At 70.4% G+C, this 18,821-nt stretch carries 19 protein-coding genes; 9 read left to right on the top strand and 10 right to left on the bottom strand.

The window, feature by feature from the left end; genetic code table 11:
• Positions 1 to 40: 40 nt before the first annotated feature.
• From ACIRG5_RS01415 to ACIRG5_RS01430, 4 genes are read left to right on the top strand one after another with little or no spacing between them, the layout of a single operon-like run.
• A complete protein-coding gene (locus ACIRG5_RS01415; RefSeq protein WP_402898421.1) occupies positions 41 to 1,297 on the top strand; it encodes an extracellular solute-binding protein in 1,257 nt (418 codons plus the stop codon).
• A gap of 19 nt (positions 1,298 to 1,316) precedes the next feature.
• Positions 1,317 to 2,228, top strand: a complete 912-nt coding sequence (locus tag ACIRG5_RS01420) for a carbohydrate ABC transporter permease (RefSeq protein WP_402898424.1) — start codon at positions 1,317 to 1,319, stop codon at positions 2,226 to 2,228.
• Positions 2,229 to 2,232: 4 nt separating this feature from the next.
• A complete protein-coding gene (locus ACIRG5_RS01425) occupies positions 2,233 to 3,120 on the top strand; it encodes a carbohydrate ABC transporter permease (RefSeq protein WP_402898427.1) in 888 nt (295 codons plus the stop codon).
• 18 nt (positions 3,121 to 3,138) lie between these two features.
• A complete protein-coding gene (locus ACIRG5_RS01430; RefSeq protein WP_402898430.1) occupies positions 3,139 to 4,488 on the top strand; it encodes a GH1 family beta-glucosidase in 1,350 nt (449 codons plus the stop codon).
• On the opposite strand, the gene ACIRG5_RS01435 is transcribed toward ACIRG5_RS01430, so the two are convergent.
• The 3 genes from ACIRG5_RS01435 to ACIRG5_RS01445 form a co-directional block, all read right to left on the bottom strand.
• Positions 4,463 to 5,833 (bottom strand): alpha/beta hydrolase, encoded by a 1,371-nt coding sequence (locus ACIRG5_RS01435; protein ID WP_402898433.1) that lies wholly within the window; start codon positions 5,831 to 5,833, stop codon positions 4,463 to 4,465. The two genes, ACIRG5_RS01430 and ACIRG5_RS01435, sit on opposite strands and share 26 nt — an antisense overlap.
• A 63-nt stretch (positions 5,834 to 5,896) precedes the next feature.
• Positions 5,897 to 7,369, bottom strand: coding sequence for a phytoene desaturase family protein (gene crtI, locus ACIRG5_RS01440; protein WP_402900834.1), 1,473 nt, complete (start codon positions 7,367 to 7,369; stop codon positions 5,897 to 5,899).
• Between the two features lie 17 nt (positions 7,370 to 7,386).
• Positions 7,387 to 8,463: a polyprenyl synthetase family protein gene (locus ACIRG5_RS01445; RefSeq protein ID WP_402898436.1), complete on the bottom strand. Its 1,077-nt coding sequence runs from the start codon at positions 8,461 to 8,463 to the stop codon at positions 7,387 to 7,389.
• Between the two features lie 142 nt (positions 8,464 to 8,605).
• On the opposite strand from ACIRG5_RS01445, the gene ACIRG5_RS01450 reads away from it, so the two are divergent.
• The 4 genes from ACIRG5_RS01450 to ACIRG5_RS01465 all read left to right on the top strand — a co-directional run bounded on the left by ACIRG5_RS01450 (position 8,606) and on the right by ACIRG5_RS01465 (position 11,732).
• The gene (locus ACIRG5_RS01450; protein WP_402898438.1) at positions 8,606 to 9,532 is read left to right on the top strand and encodes a phytoene/squalene synthase family protein; all 927 of its coding nucleotides are present in this window, start codon (positions 8,606 to 8,608) and stop codon (positions 9,530 to 9,532) included.
• Between the two features lie 13 nt (positions 9,533 to 9,545).
• Positions 9,546 to 10,508, top strand: coding sequence for a DUF5914 domain-containing protein (locus ACIRG5_RS01455; protein WP_402898441.1), 963 nt, complete (start codon positions 9,546 to 9,548; stop codon positions 10,506 to 10,508).
• Between the two features lie 73 nt (positions 10,509 to 10,581).
• Positions 10,582 to 10,869: a WhiB family transcriptional regulator gene (locus ACIRG5_RS01460; RefSeq protein ID WP_402898443.1), complete on the top strand. Its 288-nt coding sequence runs from the start codon at positions 10,582 to 10,584 to the stop codon at positions 10,867 to 10,869.
• A complete protein-coding gene (locus tag ACIRG5_RS01465) occupies positions 10,866 to 11,732 on the top strand; it encodes a MerR family transcriptional regulator (protein ID WP_402898446.1) in 867 nt (288 codons plus the stop codon). The genes ACIRG5_RS01460 and ACIRG5_RS01465 overlap by 4 nt, the downstream gene beginning before the upstream one ends.
• Here the strand turns inward: ACIRG5_RS01465 and ACIRG5_RS01470 are convergent.
• The 7 genes from ACIRG5_RS01470 to ACIRG5_RS01500 form a co-directional block, all read right to left on the bottom strand.
• A complete protein-coding gene (locus ACIRG5_RS01470; protein ID WP_402898449.1) occupies positions 11,729 to 13,174 on the bottom strand; it encodes a cryptochrome/photolyase family protein in 1,446 nt (481 codons plus the stop codon). The two genes, ACIRG5_RS01465 and ACIRG5_RS01470, sit on opposite strands and share 4 nt — an antisense overlap.
• Positions 13,171 to 14,382, bottom strand: coding sequence for an NAD(P)/FAD-dependent oxidoreductase (locus tag ACIRG5_RS01475; protein ID WP_402898451.1), 1,212 nt, complete (start codon positions 14,380 to 14,382; stop codon positions 13,171 to 13,173). Before ACIRG5_RS01475 ends, ACIRG5_RS01470 begins: the two co-directional genes overlap by 4 nt.
• A complete protein-coding gene (locus ACIRG5_RS01480; protein ID WP_402898454.1) occupies positions 14,379 to 15,902 on the bottom strand; it encodes an FAD-dependent oxidoreductase in 1,524 nt (507 codons plus the stop codon). The genes ACIRG5_RS01475 and ACIRG5_RS01480 overlap by 4 nt, the downstream gene beginning before the upstream one ends.
• Positions 15,899 to 16,591 (bottom strand): class I SAM-dependent methyltransferase, encoded by a 693-nt coding sequence (locus tag ACIRG5_RS01485; RefSeq protein WP_402898457.1) that lies wholly within the window; start codon positions 16,589 to 16,591, stop codon positions 15,899 to 15,901. Before ACIRG5_RS01485 ends, ACIRG5_RS01480 begins: the two co-directional genes overlap by 4 nt.
• Positions 16,578 to 16,895, bottom strand: coding sequence for a lycopene cyclase domain-containing protein (locus tag ACIRG5_RS01490; RefSeq protein ID WP_402900837.1), 318 nt, complete (start codon positions 16,893 to 16,895; stop codon positions 16,578 to 16,580). The genes ACIRG5_RS01485 and ACIRG5_RS01490 overlap by 14 nt, the downstream gene beginning before the upstream one ends.
• Positions 16,888 to 17,214, bottom strand: a complete 327-nt coding sequence (locus ACIRG5_RS01495; RefSeq protein WP_402898459.1) for a lycopene cyclase domain-containing protein — start codon at positions 17,212 to 17,214, stop codon at positions 16,888 to 16,890. Before ACIRG5_RS01495 ends, ACIRG5_RS01490 begins: the two co-directional genes overlap by 8 nt.
• Positions 17,215 to 17,315: 101 nt before the next feature.
• Positions 17,316 to 17,777: a hypothetical protein gene (locus tag ACIRG5_RS01500; protein WP_402898462.1), complete on the bottom strand. Its 462-nt coding sequence runs from the start codon at positions 17,775 to 17,777 to the stop codon at positions 17,316 to 17,318.
• A 220-nt stretch (positions 17,778 to 17,997) separates the two neighbouring features.
• Between ACIRG5_RS01500 and ACIRG5_RS01505 the strand changes: the two genes are divergently transcribed.
• On the top strand, positions 17,998 to 18,585 hold the full coding sequence (locus ACIRG5_RS01505; protein ID WP_402898465.1) for a histidine phosphatase family protein: 588 nt from the start codon (positions 17,998 to 18,000) through the stop codon (positions 18,583 to 18,585).
• Positions 18,586 to 18,821 lie beyond the last annotated feature (236 nt).

An 18,821-nucleotide genomic window follows, 5' to 3' on the forward strand; every position in this document is an offset into this window, starting at 1 on the left:
TCTGCTTCAGCGCGCCCAAAAACCAACGGAGGCCTGGAAAATGCGCCCCAAAGCACTCGCCCTCGGCTGCGCCGCGGTGGCGACCGCCCTGGTGCTCAGCGGTTGCGGCAGCGACGCCGCGTCCGGCGGCAAGACGAAGCTGACCATCGGGTTGTTCGGCAACTTCGGGTACGCCGAGCTGCTCAAGGAGTACGCGGCCGCGCACCCGGACGTCGAGATCTCCGACCGCACCGCGTCCTACTCGGACCACCACAAGAACCTCGCCGCGCACCTCGCCACCAGCAGCGGCGCCGCGGACATCGAGGCGGTCGACACGGGGTACGTCAACCAGTTCAAGGCCACCCCGGACAAGTTCGTCGACCTCAACACCAAGGGCGGCGACCAGCTGAAGGACCGCTGGCTGGGCTGGAAGTGGGAGGCCTCGCTCAGCAAGGACGGCAAGCAGATCGGTTACGGCACCGACATCGGCGGCCTGGCCATCTGCTACCGCCGCGACCTGTTGCAGAACGCCGGGCTGCCCGCCGACCGCGACCAGGTCGCGGCGCTGTGGCCGACCTGGCAGGACTTCATGGCCGCGGGCAAGAAGTTCCAGGAGAAGGCGCCGGAGGGCGTGAAGTGGTTCGACGGTGGTCCGACCGTCCTCAACGCGATCGTCGGCCAGGCGTCGGTCGGCTACTACGACAAGACCGACAAGATCGTCGTGGGTGACAACAAGGAGGTCAAGGCCGCCTGGGACCTCGTCGTCGACGGCGTGCAGTCCGGTCTGTCGTCCAAGCTGCTGTACTCGACGCCCGTCTGGAACACCGGGTTCAAGCAGGGTCAGTTCGCGACGGTGACCTGTCCCGCGTGGCAGATGGCCAAGATCAAGGACCAGGCCGGTCCCGAGGCCGCCGGCAAGTGGGACGTCACCTCCGTGCCCGGTGGTGGCGGCAACTGGGGCGGCTCGTACCTGACGGTTCCCAAGTCCGGCAAGAACGTCGACAAGGCCGTGGAGCTGGCGGCGTGGCTGACCGCGCCCGAGCAGCAGGCCAAGGTGTTCAAGAGCGCCGGGTTGCTGCCGTCGATCCCGAAGCTGTACGAGGACCCGTCGATCGTCGACTACAAGAACCCGTACTTCAACGACGCGCCGATCGGCAAGCTCTTCACCGACGCGGCCAAGAAGCTGAACCCGCAGTACCAGGGCCCGAAGGCCGGTGACATCCAGACCGCGATCGGCAACGCGATGCAGCGCGTCGAGCAGGGCAAGCAGAACGGCGACGAGTCGTGGCGCCAGTTCGTCGGCGACGTCCAGAAGTGACGAGCTGACCATGGTTCTGATGGACAAGACGGCCAGAAGACACCGGTGGGACACCAAGTTCGCGCCGTACGGATACGTGACGCCGTACTTCCTGATCTTCGGTGTCTTCGGGCTGTTCCCCCTGCTCTACACCATCTGGGTCTCGCTGCAGGACCGCAACCTGCTCGAGTCGGACGCGGCGACCTTCGTGTGGTTCGACAACTACGCGAAGCTGATGGCGGACCCGTACTTCTGGAACGCCATGGGCAACACGCTGAGCCTGTGGCTGCTGACGACGGTCCCGCAGATCATGTTCGCGCTCTTCATCGCACAGCTGCTCAACCGCAAGGTCCGCACCCGCACGCTGTTCCGGATGGGCGTGATCCTGCCGAACATCACCTCGGTGGCGGCGGTGACGATCATCTTCGCGCAGCTGTTCGGCCGTGACTTCGGCCTGATCAACTGGGTGCTGGAGCTGTTCGGTGCCGGGCAGATCGACTGGCAGGCTGGCACGGCCAGCTCCCACATCGCCATCGCCGTGATGGTGGTGTGGCGCTGGACCGGCTACCACGCGCTGATCTTCCTGGCGTCCATGCAGGCGATTCCGTCGACCCTGTACGAAGCGGCCACCCTGGACGGCGCGAACGGGCGGCAGCAGTTCTGGCGGATCACGGTGCCGTTGCTGCGGCCGCAGATCATCTTCTCGACGATCATCGCGACCACCGGCAACATGCGGCTCCTCGCGGAGCCGCTGCTGTTCAACCCTGGCGCCGCTGCCGCGACAGGTGGCTCGGACCGGCAGTTCCAGACCGCCGCGCTGTACCTGTACGAGCAGGGCTTCACGAACTACGACTTCGGCTACAGCTCGTCGATCGCGGTCGTGCTGGCCATCGCCACGGTCATCGTCGCCGGTCTCGGCTACCTGGTGACCAAACGGATCCGGACGGAGTGACCCCATGACCGCAGTGCTGGAGCGCCCAGCGCCCGTGCGGCCCGCGGGACCCTCGGCGAGGGCGCGCAGGCTGGCCAGGCGTGTGGCGGGGCCGTGGACGTACGCCGGGCTGATCGCGATCCTGGCCGGGTCGGCCTTTCCCGTGTACTGGTCGTTCGTGGTGTCCTCGCAGACACCGGACGCGATCGACAGCGTGCCGCCCGTCCTGGTGCCGGGCGGCCACCTCTTCGCGAACATCGCCCGCGTCTTCGACACCACCGACTTCGCGCTGGCGCTGATGAACTCGATCATCGTGTCGGGCACGGTGACCATCTCGGTGGTGCTGTTCTCGACGCTGGCCGGGTTCGCCTTCGCCAAGATGAAGTTCCGCGGCCGCAACGTGTTGCTGCTGCTCATCATCGGCACGCAGGCGATCCCGACCGAACTCGGCATCATCCCGCTCTACATGATGATGAGCGAGTTCGGCTGGGCCGGCGAGATCCACGCGGTGATCGTGCCGGGACTCGTGACAGCGTTCGGCGTGTTCTTCATGCGGCAGTACTTCGAGCGGGCGATCCCGGACGAGCTGCTGGAGGCGGGCCGGATGGACGGGTGCCACTCGCTGCGGCTGTTCTGGCACGTCGCGCTGCCCGCGGCTCGTCCGGCCGCGGCCGTGCTCGGGTTGTTCACGTTCATGCAGGCGTGGAACGACTTCTTCTGGCCGCTGGTGGTGCTCGTGCCGGAGAACCCGACAGTGCAGACCGCTCTGTCCACTTTGGCCAGTGGTTACACCACCGACTACACGCTGGTGCTGACCGCCGCGACGATCGGCACGATCCCCGTGCTGGCCGTGTTCCTGTTGTTCGGCCGCCAGATCGTCGGCGGCATCATGTCGGGTGCCGTCAAGGGCTGATCTTCTTTGGAGACTGTTGTGAGTTTTCCGGCCGGCTTCCGCTGGGGCGTGGCGACCTCGGCCTTTCAGATCGAAGGGGCGGCCAGGCTCGACGGCCGCGGTCCGTCCATCTGGGACACCTTCGCACAGGTTCCCGGTGCCGTCGCGTCCGGCGACACCGGCGACGTGGCGGCGGACCACTACCACCGCTGGGCCGAGGACGTGCGGCTGCTCGTCGACCTCGGCGTCGACGCGTACCGGTTCTCGGTGTCGTGGTCGCGGATCCTGCCGGAGGGCAGCGGACGGATCGAGCAACGCGGCCTCGACTTCTACCGGCGCCTCGCGGAGGCGTTGCTGGACAACGGGATCGAGCCGTTCCTGACGCTGTACCACTGGGATCTTCCGCAGGCGCTGGAGGACCAGGGCGGGTGGCGCGACCGCGACACCTCCCACCGGTTCGCCGACTACGCGGCCCTGGTGCACGAGGCGCTCGGTGACGTCGTCACCAAGTGGACCACGCTGAACGAGCCGTACTGCTCGTCGGTCGTGGGCTACGGCGAAGGCCGCCACGCGCCCGGCGCTCGCGAGGGGCACGGCGCGCTGGCGGCGGCGCACCACCTGCTGCTCGGTCACGGACTCGCGGTGCAGGCCATGCGCGCCAACGGTTCCGGCGGCGAGTTCGGCATCGTGCTGAACCAGTCCCCCACCGTGCCGGTCAGCGACTCGCCCGCCGACGTCGCCGCGGCCAGCCGGCAGGACTGCCTGCTGCGGCGGCAGTTCACCGACCCGCTGTTCGGTTCGGCGTACCCGGACGAGATGACGTCGATGTTCGGTGAGATCAGCGACTTCTCGTTCCGGCACGACGGTGATCTGGCGATCATCGGCCAGCCGCTGGACTACGTCGGCCTCAACTACTACTACCGGCTGCACGTCGCCGACGCGCCGCGCCGCGAGCCCGACCCGGCCAAGCGCACGGCCCACGACATCGGTGTCGACACGACCCAGCTCCCGGACGTGCCGCGCACCGGCATGGGCTGGCCGGTCGAACCCGCCGGTCTCACGACCGCGCTCACGGACCTCAAGGCCCGGCACCCCGGCCTGCCACCGATCTACGTCACGGAGAACGGCTGCGTCTACCCGGACTCGGAGGGGTTCGAGGACACCGAACGCATCTCCTACCTGCGTGACCACATCGCGGCGGCCCAGGCCGCGGACGTGGATCTGCGCGGCTACTTCTGCTGGTCACTGCTCGACAACTTCGAGTGGGCGCACGGCTACAAGCACCGGTTCGGCCTGGTGCACGTCGACTACCAGACGTTGCAGCGAACTCCGCGTGCCAGCTACCAGTGGTACCGCTCGTTCATCACTGCGGCACGGCAGGACAACTGATCGCGGGAGTCACCAGGTCGAGCAGGTAGGCGTCGACGTTGGTCCGCGTGCAGGCACTGCGGGGGTAGGCGATGTGGCCCCAGCCCTCGTAGGTCAGCAACGCGGTGTTGCGCGGCGCCTGCCGCTTGATGCTGACCGCCCACGCGTACGGGGTCGTCGGGTCGTACTTGGCGTTGAGGACCAGGATCTTCGGCGCGCCGGAGATGTCGAGGCGGTGGGGCGGGTTGGCGGGCGGTCCGGGGACGCCGACGCACGCCATGGCCTCGTCGTGGCCGAGGAAGCTGCCGCGCATGATCGGTGAGCGCCGCAGTTCCTCGGCCCGCAGCCGTTCGTAGTCCCGGAAGTTCCTGATGCGCAGCGAGAAGTCCTGGCAGACGGTGGCGAGCCGGACCGACTCGTAGTTGGGCTCGAACGCCTGGGTCCGCACCGTCTGCCCGGCGATCAGGTCGGCGGCCCGGAGCCAGTCAGGACCTCGCAGCGCGAAGTACATGCTGTCGAGCAGGCCCTGACGCCCTCCCGGCTCGCCATCGGCCCGCACGAGTGCCGCTTCCCAGGCAGCCCTGACGTCCTGCCCGTGCAGAACGCAGTCGGTCGAGCTCTGACACCACTTCGCGAACTCCAGGAACGCGTCGTCGCCGGCGGCCGCCCGGTCCCCCACGAACCGCCGGGCGTCCACGCTGTGGTCGACCACGCTGTCGAGGACCATCGCGCGGACCTTGCCGCCGAACTTCTCGCCGTACGCCTGGCCGAACACCGTGCCGTACGACAGCCCGAAGTAACTGATCTTCCGCTCACCCAGCGCCCGCCGCGCCGCGTCCATGTCCTGCGCGACGCTGGCGCTGTCGGCGTGGTCGAAGATCGGCCCGCTGCGCTCGCGGCACTTCGCCAGCACGTTCTTGTTGTGCTGGAGCAGCGCGGCGAACCCGGCCTCGTCTTCCGGATAGATCGACGGCTGCCCGTCCATGAGGTCGGCACACCGCAACGGCAGGCTGTTCCCGGTGCCCCGCGAGTCGATGCCGACGATGTCGAACCGGGCGCGGACCTCCGGACTGAACAGGCCGGAGAGTGCGAACTCCGCTGCGGAACCGCCGGGTCCACCGGGGTCGACCATCAGCACGCCCAGACGCCGCGCCGGGTCGGTGGCCTTGTGCCGCCCCAGCGCGATGTCGATGCGTTCGCCGTGAGGCTTCCGCCAGTCCAGCGGCACGCTGAGCGTTCCGCACTCGCCGTCGGGGTTGTCCTGGCAGGGCGCCCAGGCGATCGACGGCGCCGGTTCGGCGTGCGCCGCACCTCCGGTGACCACCAGAACCACGGCGGCGACGGATGCCGCCAATGCCCGCCTCATCGTGCGCAAGACGCCCCCTCGAGCTTTGCCCTGAAGCGGCTCACCCTACGAGAGAAAGCGCTCTCACGGTTGCTCCGGACGCCGGAGCCGTTCGGCGGCCAGCCGTCCCGAGATCAGCACAGGCGGGATGCCGACGCCGGGCGTGGTGCCGCTGCCCGCCAGCACGACGTTGCCGTCCCTGAACGGCAGGTTGCGCGGCCGGAACGGGCCGGTCTGGCCGAACGTGTGCGCGGCGGAGAACGGCGTGCCGGCGGCCTGGCCGTCGCGTGCCCAGTCGTCCGGGGTCACCACGGCGAGCGGTTCGGCGTCGACGAGGAGCTTGCGCGCCGACATCTCGTCGACGAGTTCTTCGGCGTACCGGCGCGCCATCGCGTCCCAGCGCAGCGGAGCGGCGTCGAGGTTCGGGCAGGGCGCCAGGAGGTACTGCAGGTGCCTGCCCTCCGGCGCGAGTGCGGGATCGGTGAGGGTGGGCGTGGTGAGCAGCAGCGACGGGTCGCTCATCAGCCTGCCCTGCCGGATGATCTCGTCGAACGTGCCGTCCCACTTGTCGCCGAACGAGATCGTGTGGTGGGCGAGGTCGTCCGCCACCCGGCCGGCGCTGAGGTGCACGACCACCGCGGACGGCGACCAGCGCAATGGCCGGATCCGGCGCGGTTCGCCGTGCAGCAGCCGGGTGCTCTGGGCGGGTCCGGTGGCGAGAACGACGGCGTCGCAAGGGAACCGGGTGTCGGCCGTGCGCACGGCCGTGACGCGGTGACCGCTCCGTTCGAGCTCCTCGGCCTCCACGCCGTAGTGGAACCGCACCCCCGCGTCGGCGGCGGCGTCCGCCATGGCCTGCGGCACAGCGCGCATGCCGCCGCGCGGGAACCACACGCCCGCAATGGTGTCCATGTAGGCGATGACGGCGTAGGCGGCGAGAGCGTCTTTCGGTGCGACACCGGCGTAGAGCGCCTGGAAGGTGAAAACGCGCCGGAGCCGGTCGTCGTGCAGGAACCGGCCCACCGCCTTGGCCAGCGAGCCGAAGCCGCCGAGCCGGGCGAGTGCGAGCAGGTCGGGGCCGGCGAGGTCGAGCGGGGAGTCGAAGCTCGCGCCGATGAACCTGTCCCGTTCCACCTCGTAGAGCCTCGTCAGCCACGCCCGCAGGTCGCGGTACCCCTCCGCCTCCCGGTCCCCAGCGAAGTCGCGCACCGCCTGCTCCATGCGGTCCGCGTCGGTGTGCACGTCCAGCGCCGTGCCGTCGGCGAACGTCGCGCGGTAGGCGGGGTGCAGCGGCAGCAGTTCCAGGTGGTCCTCCCGCCGCCGGCCGACCGCCGCGAACGCGTCGTCCAGCAGTTCCGGCATGGTGAGCACGGTCGGGCCGGTGTCGATCCGGTGACCGCCGATGTCGCGACGGCCCGCGAGCCCGCCGGGGTGCGGCCGTCCTTCGAGAACCGTCACCTCGTGCCCCGCACCGCGCAGGTGCAGCGCCGCCGACAGCCCGGAGAGTCCCGCGCCGACCACGACCACACGATCCGTGCGGCCCTTCACCACGTGCACCACTGCGTTCCCCTCGCTCAGGTCGTTCGTGCCACGGCACGGCCGGCGAGGTGCACCAGCTCGTGACGGGCGTCGTCGTCGATGGCCGCGCGGTCCAGCGCCGCGATCCCCGATCCGGCCAGTCTCTCGATGTGCTCCTCCACCGCGGCGACGGCGCCGAGTTCCACGAGCAACGCGCACACGTCCCTCACGGTCCGTTCGCTGACGGTCCCGCTCTCCAGGCAGCGGCGGAGCAGCCGTTGCGCCGCGGGTCTGCCCTGTGCGCGGGACAGCGCGATCGACATCAACGGCGTCCGCTTGCCCTCCCTCAGGTCCTCCCCCACCGGCTTCCCGGTGACCGAGGGGTCGCCGAACACCCCGATCAGGTCGTCCCGCAGCTGGAAGGCGACGCCGATGTCGTGGCCGTACGCGCGCAGGCAGTCGACGACGTCGTCGTCAGCCCCCGCGAGGGCGGCTCCGAGGTGCAGCGGCCGTTCCACCGTGTACGCGGCGGTCTTCAGCGCGGCCACCCGGACGGCGTGCTCCAGCGACTCCTCGCGCCGTGCGACGGCCAGCAGGTCGAGGTGCTGTCCCATGATCATCTCGGTCCGCATCGCCTGCCACGGCCCCCAGGCGCGGCTCAGCGCCTCGGCGGGAAGACCGGCGGTCACCAGCGCGTCGTCCGCCCACGCCAGCGCGAGGTCGCCGACCAGGATCGCGGCCGAGTCGCCGTACCGGCGGGCGCTCGCGGCCCACCGTTCCCGCCGGTGCAGCGCGGCGAACGACTCGTGCGTCGACGGCCTGCCCCGTCTGGTCGCCGAGCGGTCCATCACGTCGTCGTGCACCAGCGCGCAACACTGCAGCAGCTCCAGCGCCACCATGGCCCGCACCACGGCGTCCACCGGAGCGGCGCCGCCTGCCGCACGCCATCCCCACCAGGCGAACGTGGGCCTGATCCTCTTGCCACCGGCGAGGACCAGTCCACGCAGCTCTGCGGTGAGCTCGCCCGCCAGGTCCTGGCGGGCGAGCAGGAACTCGTGCAGTGCTCCGTCGAGCAGGGCGTGGAAGTCGTCCACCCGCGACGTGCGAGCGTCCACGCTGGTCAGCAGCGACATCGGCGTTCCTCGGAAGTCGGTGGGAGTTCGATGCTCCGAGCTAAGCAGCGCGGTGCGGAGTCCGCATGATGAGCACCGTCGTTGTGCGGAACGCAATTCGCGGACTTAGCGTGGAGGAACCTCCTGCTCGAAAGGACCCCTGATGTCGGCTGAGCGCGAACTGGATGCCGCGGGCGTCACCGCACCGGCGTTGCGCGACGCGTACCGGCGCTGCCGTGAGCTCAACGCACTGCACGGCCGCACCTACTACCTGGCAACGAGGTTGCTCAGCCCGGAGCAACGTCCCGCCGTCCACGCGCTGTACGGGTTCGCCAGGTGGGTGGACGACGTGGTCGACGACGTCCACAGTGGAATCGACGACAAGGCCGCCGCGCTCGGCGCGATCGACGTTCGCCTTCAGAAGGCGCTGAAGGACGGGGCGACGGACGACCCGGTTCTGGCGGCGCTGATGGACACCGTGCACCGCTACGACATCCCGGTCCAGCACTTCCAGGACTTCATGGAATCGATGCGGATGGATCTCACCGTCACCGACTACCCCACTTATCGCGACCTCGAACAGTACGTGCACGGATCCGCCGCGGTGATCGGCCTGCAGGTGCTCCCGGTGCTCGGCACCAGCGTGCCCAGGGAGGAGGCCGAACCGGCCGCGGCGGCGCTCGGTGTCGCGTTCCAGCTCACCAACTTCATCCGCGACGTCGGCGAGGACCTCGACCGCGGCCGGGTGTACCTGCCCGCGGACGAGCTCGCGGCGTTCGGCGTCGACCGGGAACGCCTGCTGCACGCGCGGGCGCAGGGCAGAGCCGACCAGCAGGTACGGGCCGCCCTGCGTGACCAGGTGCGCAGGGCGCGCCAGGTCTACGAGCGGGCCTGGCCGGGCATCGGCATGCTCGCGCCGCGGTCGAGGCCCTGCGTGCTCACCGCCTACCGGCTGTACGGCCGCATTCTCGACCTCGTCGAGGGCGCGGACTGCGACGTGCTGTCACGCCGCGTCGTCGTCTCGAACGGCAGGCGGCTCGCGGTCGCCCTGCCCGCGCTGGCGAGGGCGGTGTTCGCCCGTGCGGCCTGACGAGAGGAAGTCGATGCGTGACCGGATCCCGTTGCGGATCTACTCGAGCCCGCCGTGGCGCGAGCAACGGCCGACGTGGCAGGACGCCAAGCCGGCGCTGATCGAGGCCGCGCTCAAGCGCGCCACGGCGCGCCCGTCCGGCAACTGGTTCGTCGCGGGCGCCAGCAGGGACGTCGTGAAGGGCAAGCCGTGCGGCCGCACCATCGCGGGTCAGGAGGTCGTGCTCTGGCGCGGGCCGCACGGCGTGCTCATGGCGGGGTCCGGCTCGTGTCCGCACCTCGGCGCTCCGCTGTGCGACGGCGCCGTGGCCGAAGGCAAGCTGATCTGCCGCTGGCACGGCCTCGCGCTCGACGGCACGCGGTTCGGCGCGTGGACGCCATTCCCCGCGCACGACGACGGGGTGCTGGTGTGGGTGCGGCTGGACCGGGCGGGTGGTGAGGAGCCGCTGGACGCTCCCGTGCTGCCCGAAAGGCCGCCGGCGGGGTCGATCGACGCGGTGGCCACGCTCATCGGCCGGTGCGACCCCGAGGACGTCGTCGCCAACCGGCTCGACCCCTGGCACGGCGCGTGGTTCCACCCCTACTCGTTCGCGAACCTGCACATCCTCGAAACCCCCACGGAGGTGGAGGACCGCTTCCTGGTCGAGGTCACCTTCCGCGTCGCCGGACGGGTCGGCGTGCCGGTCATCGCCGCGTTCACCTGCCCGGAGCCGCGCACGGTGGTGATGCACATCGTCGAGGGGGAAGGCGAGGGCAGCGTCGTCGAGACGCACGCGACGCCCATCCGCGACGGCCGGACCGCCGTGGTGGAGGCGACCATCGCGCACTCGGACCGGCGCGGCTTCGCGCTGGCCAGGCCGGCGGCGGGGGCGTTGCGGCCGGTCATGCGCTGGGCAGCGGCACGATTGTGGCGCGACGACCTGGACTACGCCGAACGCCGGTACACACTACGCCAGGCGGGTCGCTTCCCCGACTGAGCCCCCAAGTTGCGTCGTTTCTGAGTCGATTTTACGATGGGCGCCCATCGAGGGTCGACTCAGAGGACGTGCCATGCCCGAACTGTCACGATTGCCCCAGCCGGTCGCGGAGTCGTGGGACTGGCAGCTCGAAGGCCTGTGCCGCGGAATGGACAGCGCCTACTTCTTCCACACGCCCAACGAACGGGGCTCGGCGCGAGACCGGCGCGAGGCCGCGGCCAAGGCCATCTGTCAGCGTTGCCCGGTCATGGAAAAATGTCGTTCGCACGCGCTGGAGGTCCAGGAGACCTTCGGCATCTGGGGCGGACTCGGGGAAAGTGAGTTGAGGGCGATGCTCGCGAAACGCGCCCGTAGGACGTGACCTACACACCGCGCGCGGTGGCGGGGATGCTCGGCATCGCCCCGACCACGCTCAGGACGTGGGACCAGCGCTACGGACTGGGTCCCTCCATCCGCACCGACGGCGGCCACCGTCGTTACGAGGAAGCGGACGTCGACGTGCTGCGCAGAATGGTGGTGCTGACCGGTCAGGGGGTGTCGGCGGCCGCCGCTGCCGTGCTGGCACGCCAGAAACCGGCGGCCCGCCCCAGCCTCCCGCTCTCCCCGCTCGGCTCCGAGGACGCCGTCCTGGCACGGCGGAGCTTCCTGGCCGCGGCGAAGCGCCTCGACGAACCGATGATGTCCGACCTCGCCGGGAAGCTCATCACCGACCACGGCGTCGTCTCCGCCTGGGAGGCGGTCTTCGTCCCCTCGCTGGTGGAACTCGGCGAACTGGTCGCCGAGACCGGCCAGGGTGTGGAGATCGAGCACCTGGCCAGCGGAAGCGTGCTGTTCGCCCTGCGCGGGATCCCTCGTGCGAGCGGTCCCGGCGTGCTCTCCGCGCTGCTGTCCTGCGCGCCGGACGAACAGCACTGGCTGCCACTGGAGGCACTCGGGGCGGCACTGTCCGAACAGGGCCGCGGGTGGCGCAACCTCGGAGCCCGTGTGCCGGCCGACGCCCTGTACGACGCGGTGACCCGTCTACGGCCCGCCGTCGCGCTGGTCTGGGCGCACCGGCCAGAACTCGCGCTGCGGGTGCCACTGGAGGAACTCGGAGCGCGACCGGGCACGGTGCTCGCGGTCGCGGGATCCGGGTGGGACGGTCTGGCGCTGCCGTCGTTCGTCCACCGGCCGGCCACGCTGACCGAGGCGATCCAGCTCGTGCTGGACCGCACCGACGCCTAGAAGACCTCGCGGTCACGCTCCCGCACGCGCACCTCGTCCAGTTCCGCGATGCGACGCAGCCCCTGCACGGCCCGCGCCATGCGGTGGTTTCCGCTCACCTGTTCCTCGTGCCGGTCGAGCCACGCCCAGTACCCGGCGGTGAACGGGCACGCGCGCTCACCCGTGCGCCGCTTCGGGTCGAACCAGCACGTGCCGCAGTGATCCGTCATCCGGTTGAGGTAGGCGCCGCCGCTCAGGTACGGCTTGGTCGCGATCACGCCGCCGTCCGCGTGCTGGCTCATCCCGATGACGTTGACCGGCATCACCCACGGGAAACCGTCCACGAAGGACGTGACGAACCAGTCGTTGAGCGCGGCGGGGTCGTAACCCCGTTGCAGCGCATGGTTTCCCAGCACCATCAGCCGTTGGATGTGGTGCACCCAGCCGTGGTCGCGCACTCCTTCCAGGGCGGTCCGCAGGCACGCCGCGCGCACCATGGCCGGCCGCAGCTCCGCCCACCACGACGGCAGCTCCGCCTTGGCGCGGAAGCCGTTGCGCCGCGTGTACTCCGGACCGAGGTGCCAGTACAGGTGCCACACGTACTCACGCCAGCCGAGCACCTGCCGGACGAACCCCTCGACGCTCGCGAGCGGCGCGGCACCGTCGCGGTAGGCGTCCTCCGCCGCGTAGACGACCTCCAGCGGGTGCAGGAGTCCGTGGTTGAGCGGCACCGACAGCAGCGAGTGCGCCATCGTCCAGTCCTTGGCCAGGACGGCGTCCTCGTGCGGGCCGAAGTGAGGAAGCCGGTCGCGCAGGAAGACCTCCAACGCGGTCAGTGCTTCCTCTCGCGTGATGGCGAAGCGGCGCGGACCGTCCCTGCCCACCGTGGGCAGGTCCATCGCGTCGAGGTCGGCACGCACCTGCGCGTCGATCTCGTCCTCCTCCGGCCACCACGGCGCCGGAACGCCGAGCCGTCCGCGTTTCGGCGGGGGTTCGCGGTTCTCGGTGTCGAAGTTCCACCGGCCGCCCACCGGGACTTCGCCGTCCATCAGCACGTCGAAGCGGGTGCGCTGGTAGTGGTAGAAGTCCTCCATCAGGAAGCGCTCGCGCGGCCCCGCCCACGCGGTGAACTCCTCACGGGACAACGCGAACGCGGGAGTGGGGTGCACTTCCACGCCGAGTTCGGTCAGCATCTTCTGCGCGGCGGCCGAACCCGGTTGGTAGGCGACCAGTGGGCGGTCCAGTTCGCGGATGGCGTCGCCGTACGTGTTCGCGCGCACGAGCGTGATGCGATCGGGGTACTCGGCGGCGAGATGACGCATGCCGGACAACACGAGGTGCAGCTTCTGCCGGTGGTACGGCTTGCGGCGCAACGCCGCGGCCGACTCGATCAGCACGATCTCGTCGTGGCCGGAGTGGAACTGCGGTCCGAGCTGGTCGCCGAACAGCAGCAACGTCGTCACTGATCACCACGCAGGTCGGCCAGCACGGCGTGTGCGGCTCTGCGTCCCGAGTGGAGTGCTCCCTGGATCGAGCTGGTGTCGCGGTGATCACCACAGACGTATCGGCGGCCACCCGCGCGGACGGACTGCTTCAGCCGGTGCGGCGCCGTCATCGCGGGGATCGCCTGCGGGATGTCGTACCGCCGTAGCACCTCCCACCGGCTGGTGTCCGTGCTGTACAGACGATCCAGGTGCGCTCGGACGGCCCGCTCGTCGGCGTCGCCGAGCACCGAGGCCTGCACGAGCGGGGCGTGCGGCGAGTACGGGCGCGACACCTCCGACATCACCGCCGTGTTCACGACCGGGCCACCGCCGGCGTCGACGACCAGGCAGCCGTCGCGCAGCGGTGACCTCGGCGGCCGGAAGTACCACGTGGTCACGCCGTTCCAGCGGGGTTCGGTCAGTCCCGGCAGCAGGCGGGCCGCGGTCGTGCCGTCCGTCGCCACCACCACGGCGTCCGCGGCGATGCGGCCGCCCTCCTCCAGGTCCACGCCGTTGTCGTGCACGGCCCTCACGGCGGTCTGCAGGCTGATGGCGTCCCTGGGCAGGCGTTCCGCCATCGCCTTCGGCAGCTCCCCCATCCCGAGCGCGGGCACCGCGGCGCCGCCTCGGGCGAAACTGCGCCACACCAGGTGGAAGAACCTCGACGACGTGCTGAGCTCCCGTTCCAGGAACACGCCGGACAGGAACGGCCGGAACACCGCCTCGACCGCGCGGTCGGACACTCCCAGCCGCCGCAGTTCCTCGCGGGTCGTGCGGTCCTGCGCGATGAGCAACGGCCGCACCGGGCCGAAGGCGTCCGGGCCGGAGAACCGGGCCACCGCCGCCACGTCCCGCACGCCCAGGACGTGCTGGCGCAGGAAGCCGTCCCACGCGGACGGCCCGCTGCGCGGATCGGCGAGCAGGTCGTGCCGGCCGTCGTCGTGCACGAACGCGCCCGGCCTGAAGTGCCGCAACGGCAACGGATCGAGCCCGAGCCGCTCCAGTTCGGGATAGGCGGGCAGCATGATCTGGAAGCCCCGGTCGAACCGCACGCCGTCCTCGACGTCGGTCCGCACGCGGCCGCCGACCTCGTCCCCCGCTTCCAGCACGGTGACCTCGACGCCCGCCGCTTTGAGCTCCAGCGCGGCACTCAGGCCCGCCAGACCGGCTCCCACCACGACGATCACAGCGTCCTCCAGCGTCGGGCGACCGAGCGCAGCAGCGGCACGCGGCCCTCGGCCGGCACGGTCCACAGCTCGGTGCCCGCGACGCCCCAGCGGCTGAGCAGGTGGTTGGCGGCGGCGAACCCCGTGGTGGCGGCGCGTTCCATGAGTGCGACGGGCAGGTCGATGCGCACGAGATCGCCCGCGACCACCAGGAAGTCGTCCGGTGTCCGCACTCCCGGCCGGTTCGCGTAGCCCCCGGCCGGGAACAGCGGGCAGTCCTCGCGCAGCTCGTGCCGTTCGTCGATGATCCCTGCCCGCTTGGTCTCCGGGTAGACCTCGGTGAGCTGCTCCCAGAGGCGGGCACGGGCCGACCGTTCGTCCACATCGGACGGAAGTGCGTATCCGTGCAGTTCCACCACCGAGCCGCCCGTGCGGGCCGCCCACGCCCGTGCCTCGTGCTCGTAGTGGTCGAGGACGCTGATGTTGTCCAGCAGGTCGTGCCCGCCGGTGCCGAGGAAGCCCGGCCGGTCCGGGTCCACGGGCGTATCCAGCCAGTACCGCGACACGAGGAACCGGGGCGCGGTGCGCAGCCCGCCGACCTTCTCGCGCCACGCGGTGTCACCGAGCGTGGGCGACTCGCCGACGAGTGCCCGCAGGCCTTTGACGTCCGCGGCGAGCACCACGGCGTCCGCCTCGATCGCGCCGTCGCCGATGGTGACGGAGAACCGCTTCTGCTCGCCCGGCTGCACGGACCCGACCTCGACGCCCGTGCACACCGTCGCGCCCAGCAGGGCGAGGTGGCGCCGGAGCGGCTCCCACAGCCCGTGCGGGAAAGGATCCGCGGCCACGTCGAACAGCAGCCCCTCGTCGGAGCCGAGGAAGTAGATGTGGAACATCACCGCGAGCTCCGCGGCCGACATGCGGGTGGGGTGGGCGAAGAAGCTGCGGGAGAACACCTCGAAGGCGAGGGCGTGCGCGGCCTCCGGGAAGCGGATGCGTTCCAGGTAGGTCGCGGCGTCGATGCCGTCGAGTTCCTCGTACACCCGCGGCACCGACACGTCGAGCAACGACAGCGCGGCCCGTGCGTTCACGTCGGGCAGGTCGCGCCAGCGGAACGTGGGACTGCTGCGGAGGAAGGCCAGCGCGTTCCACGGCACAGCCGTCGGGAGGTTCGCGAAGCTGTCCCGATGCCCGGAAGCGTGCTGCAGCGGGTAGTCCGGCAGTCCGACGAGGGCACGTCCACTCGGGTCGACGCGCTTGAGCAGGGAGCGAAGGTTGTAGTACTGCCGGAAGAACGCGTGGAAGCCGCGCGTCATGGTGGCGTCGCTGCCGTCCGCGAGCCTGGTGCTCCAGCCGCCGACCCGTCCGCCGAGGTAGTCCTCCCGTTCGCACAGCACGACCTGCGCCCCGCGTTCGGCGAGCAGGGTCGCCGCGGAGAGACCGGCGATGCCACCGCCCACCACGGCGACCACGGGGGCGTCCCCGTCGAACTGCGCGCGCCCGGCCGGAGCCGGGATCCGCACGGCCTTGCGATCCCTCACCGCTGCTCCTGTTCCGGTGCGTGGCCGCGGAAGGTGTGCACCACGCCGAGCTGCAGGCCCGGTAGCGGCGCGCTACGCACGCCGACGAAGCCGTTGCGCCGCAACCGGTCCCGCAGCGCCGTCGCCCCGTCGAAGTCCATCACGCTGCGCCACAGGTACGTGTAGAGCGAGCGGTCGCCGGTGGCCAGCCAGCCCGCCGGCACGATGAACCCGCACAGCGCCGTCCACACTGCCGTGCTCAGCAGCGAGTCGCGCACCGAGTACTCGTGCAGCACCAGCGTTCCGCCGGGTTTGAGCGTGTCGCGGATCCGGCTCAGCGTCGCGTCCGGCTCGGGCAGGTTGCGCACCAGGTAGGCGGCGAACACCGCGTCGAACGGCCCCTCGTCCACGTCCTCGGCCCGGCCGTGCACGAACCTCACGGTCGCCGGCCAGCGCTTCTCCCGCGCTCGCTCGATCATGCCCGCCGAGGCGTCGACGGCGACGATGTCCACGCCGGGCGCGGCGGCGACCAGGGCGGCCGTGGAGGCGCCCGTGCCGCAGCCGAGGTCGAGCACCCGCATCCCGGGGCGCAGGCCGAGCGCTCTCGCGGACCGGCGCAGCGCCTGGTGATAGCCGGGATTGAGCCCGACGAGGAAGTCGTAACCACGCGCCGCGCGATCGAACTTCGCCGGCACCTCAAGCTTGTTCACGCGCCACCCTTCCCCGTTCCCACAGCAACAACACGGCGGTGACCATGGCGAACCCGTAGAGGAAGTCCTCCACCGGGATGTCCCACGGCACCCGCACCCCGCTGATCGCCCAGTCCGCGTACAGCACGACGGGCGCGTCGAGCTTCGTCAGCCATCCGTCCACCGGCACCTGGAACCCGAGCACGATCGCCATCGTGACCCAGTAGGCGGGCCGGGTGAACAACCCCGTGCGCAGCAGGCAGAACTCCAGCAGCAGCACCACGACGACCGCCGCCATCGCGGCGAGCGAGTACTCCTCAACCATCACGCAACCAACGTTCCGAACGCCCGCGCACGGCCTCGTAGGTCAGCACCGCGCAGAGCGGGATCGCCAGGAAGAACAGGACTTCCTCGATCGGCAGCACCCCACCGATCAGCACACCCGTCGTCGCCTCGGGGTGAAAGCTCCAGTGCCCGCGCAGGATGGCGACGACATCCCAGACCGCCAGGACGAGCAGCACAGGTGCGATGGCGCGCGCCAGGTCGGGAGCACGGCGGTAGACACCGCGTCCCATCCACTCCAGCGGCACCGTGATGAGCACGCACACGCCCAGCACCACCAGGTATTCGTACTGGCTTCGCATCGCCGACCTCCCGCAACGACCGTATGGGCGGCGCGGCGAGTCTGCACAACGGCGAGAGGACTTTCATGCGATTCGTTGGCGGAGAGAGGTTCCACTGCCTGTCAGGTCGTCTCCGCCTTGGAAATCGCGTAATAGGCGTCCACCGTGTCACCGTCGATGCCCACGTAAGTGTCGATCCACGCCGCAGCGGCGCGCACGAGCACCAGCAGCGCGTCGAACCGCTGTTCCTCCGCCAGCACCCCCAGCGCGACCACGACGCGTCCGTCGTCACCGCAAGCCAGGCCGCTCAGCACCTCCGAGGCCACCTCGGCCGCCTGCGCGGGGATCTCCTCGCCCGGCGTCGCCGGCACGGAGACCGGAATGCGGACGGACGGATCGAGCGATCCGCGCGGAACGCCGCGCAGCAGGATCGCCGCGCACGTGTCGATCGCGACCATCCTCAACCGCTCGTCCGATGCCAGACACCGCACGGCCTCGATGGACCACCGGTGATCACGCCTGTTGATCGCGCCCACGGCGGCCAGGGTCACTTCCCTGGCCTGCACGTCGTCGAGCCGCTGCATCGACTCCCTGCCTCCTCCACAGTCGGCCCCGACTGGAATGCGCCCCGCGCACCACTTTGTGTCACTACAACGCAGCAATGGTCGAACGGCCTCAAACACGCTGCATGACGAGTGGCCGACAGTTCACCCGTCCGCAGCAGCGCATTCGATACGACTATCGACTCATTTCGACACCTCAGATGTTGATACCATCCGGATGTTCACAACCTGGGGGGACGACATGGCGACCAGACACCTCTACGTCGTGCGGCACGGCGCAGCAGACCCGTTCGGCGAACTCACCAGCACCGGCGAACAGCAAACGCACCTGCTCGGCGAACGCCTGGCCCGCCTGCCGATCGACACCGTGTGGCACTCACCCCTGGCCAGAGCCGTGAGCACCGCACGAATCCTGGGCGAACACCTGCCTAACGCCACCGTGGCCGAGGCAGCCGAACTGGTGGACCACGTACCGCACGTGCCGGAGGAGATGCCCGCGGCGTGGGCCGGTTTCTTCGACGGCTTCGACGCAGCGGAAGCCGCTACCGGCGCACGCCTCTCACAGGCGCTGGTAGAGCGGTTCGCCCGTCCCGCCGAGACCGAATCGCACGAGGTCCTGGTGACGCACGCCTACCAGGTCGCGTGGCTGGTGCGCGACGCCCTAGGCGCCCCGCCCGCCCGATGGCTGGCGATGAGCTGCGGCAACACCGCGCTGACGGTGATCCAGCAGCGCACCGGCACTCCGCCGACCCTGGTGCTGTACAACGACATGAGCCACCTGCCGGAGGAGCTGCGCTGGACGGGCTTCGGCCAGGGCCCGCGACCGTGAGCCCACGGCCGAACCGCTGACGCCGCCGGTCCCTCCGCGCGGCTCACCTCGACGAGACCAGCCACCCCGTCTCGCACGGCGGCCTGGCCGCAGACTTCACCGAGACCGCAGAGCACACCGTCACCGCGCTCGAAGTGGGCGCCGAACCCGTCACCGGCCCGCCAGAACAACGAGAACCCAGCCCGGCCGCCGACCAGGAGCGCGGCGTCAGCTTCGCTGCCGGTCGGACCGGAGCA

This window comes from Lentzea sp. NPDC102401 (assembly GCF_044765805.1).
Lineage (GTDB): Bacteria > Actinomycetota > Actinomycetes > Mycobacteriales > Pseudonocardiaceae > Lentzea > Lentzea sokolovensis.

Excerpts from the sequence above, each read along its gene's own strand:
- ACIRG5_RS01415 (WP_402898421.1), top strand. The coding sequence starts at position 41 with ATGCGCCCCAAAGCACTCGCCCTCGGCTGCGCCGCGGTGGCGACCGCC.
- ACIRG5_RS01420 (WP_402898424.1), top strand. The coding sequence starts at position 1,317 with ATGGACAAGACGGCCAGAAGACACCGGTGGGACACCAAGTTCGCGCCG.
- ACIRG5_RS01425 (WP_402898427.1), top strand. The coding sequence starts at position 2,233 with ATGACCGCAGTGCTGGAGCGCCCAGCGCCCGTGCGGCCCGCGGGACCC.
- ACIRG5_RS01435 (WP_402898433.1), bottom strand. The coding sequence starts at position 5,833 with ATGAGGCGGGCATTGGCGGCATCCGTCGCCGCCGTGGTTCTGGTGGTC.
- ACIRG5_RS01445 (WP_402898436.1), bottom strand. The coding sequence starts at position 8,463 with ATGTCGCTGCTGACCAGCGTGGACGCTCGCACGTCGCGGGTGGACGAC.
- ACIRG5_RS01450 (WP_402898438.1), top strand. The coding sequence starts at position 8,606 with ATGTCGGCTGAGCGCGAACTGGATGCCGCGGGCGTCACCGCACCGGCG.
- ACIRG5_RS01455 (WP_402898441.1), top strand. The coding sequence starts at position 9,546 with ATGCGTGACCGGATCCCGTTGCGGATCTACTCGAGCCCGCCGTGGCGC.
- ACIRG5_RS01460 (WP_402898443.1), top strand. The coding sequence starts at position 10,582 with ATGCCCGAACTGTCACGATTGCCCCAGCCGGTCGCGGAGTCGTGGGAC.
- ACIRG5_RS01490 (WP_402900837.1), bottom strand. The coding sequence starts at position 16,895 with ATGGTTGAGGAGTACTCGCTCGCCGCGATGGCGGCGGTCGTCGTGGTG.
- ACIRG5_RS01495 (WP_402898459.1), bottom strand. The coding sequence starts at position 17,214 with ATGCGAAGCCAGTACGAATACCTGGTGGTGCTGGGCGTGTGCGTGCTC.
- ACIRG5_RS01500 (WP_402898462.1), bottom strand. The coding sequence starts at position 17,777 with ATGCAGCGGCTCGACGACGTGCAGGCCAGGGAAGTGACCCTGGCCGCC.
- ACIRG5_RS01505 (WP_402898465.1), top strand. The coding sequence starts at position 17,998 with ATGGCGACCAGACACCTCTACGTCGTGCGGCACGGCGCAGCAGACCCG.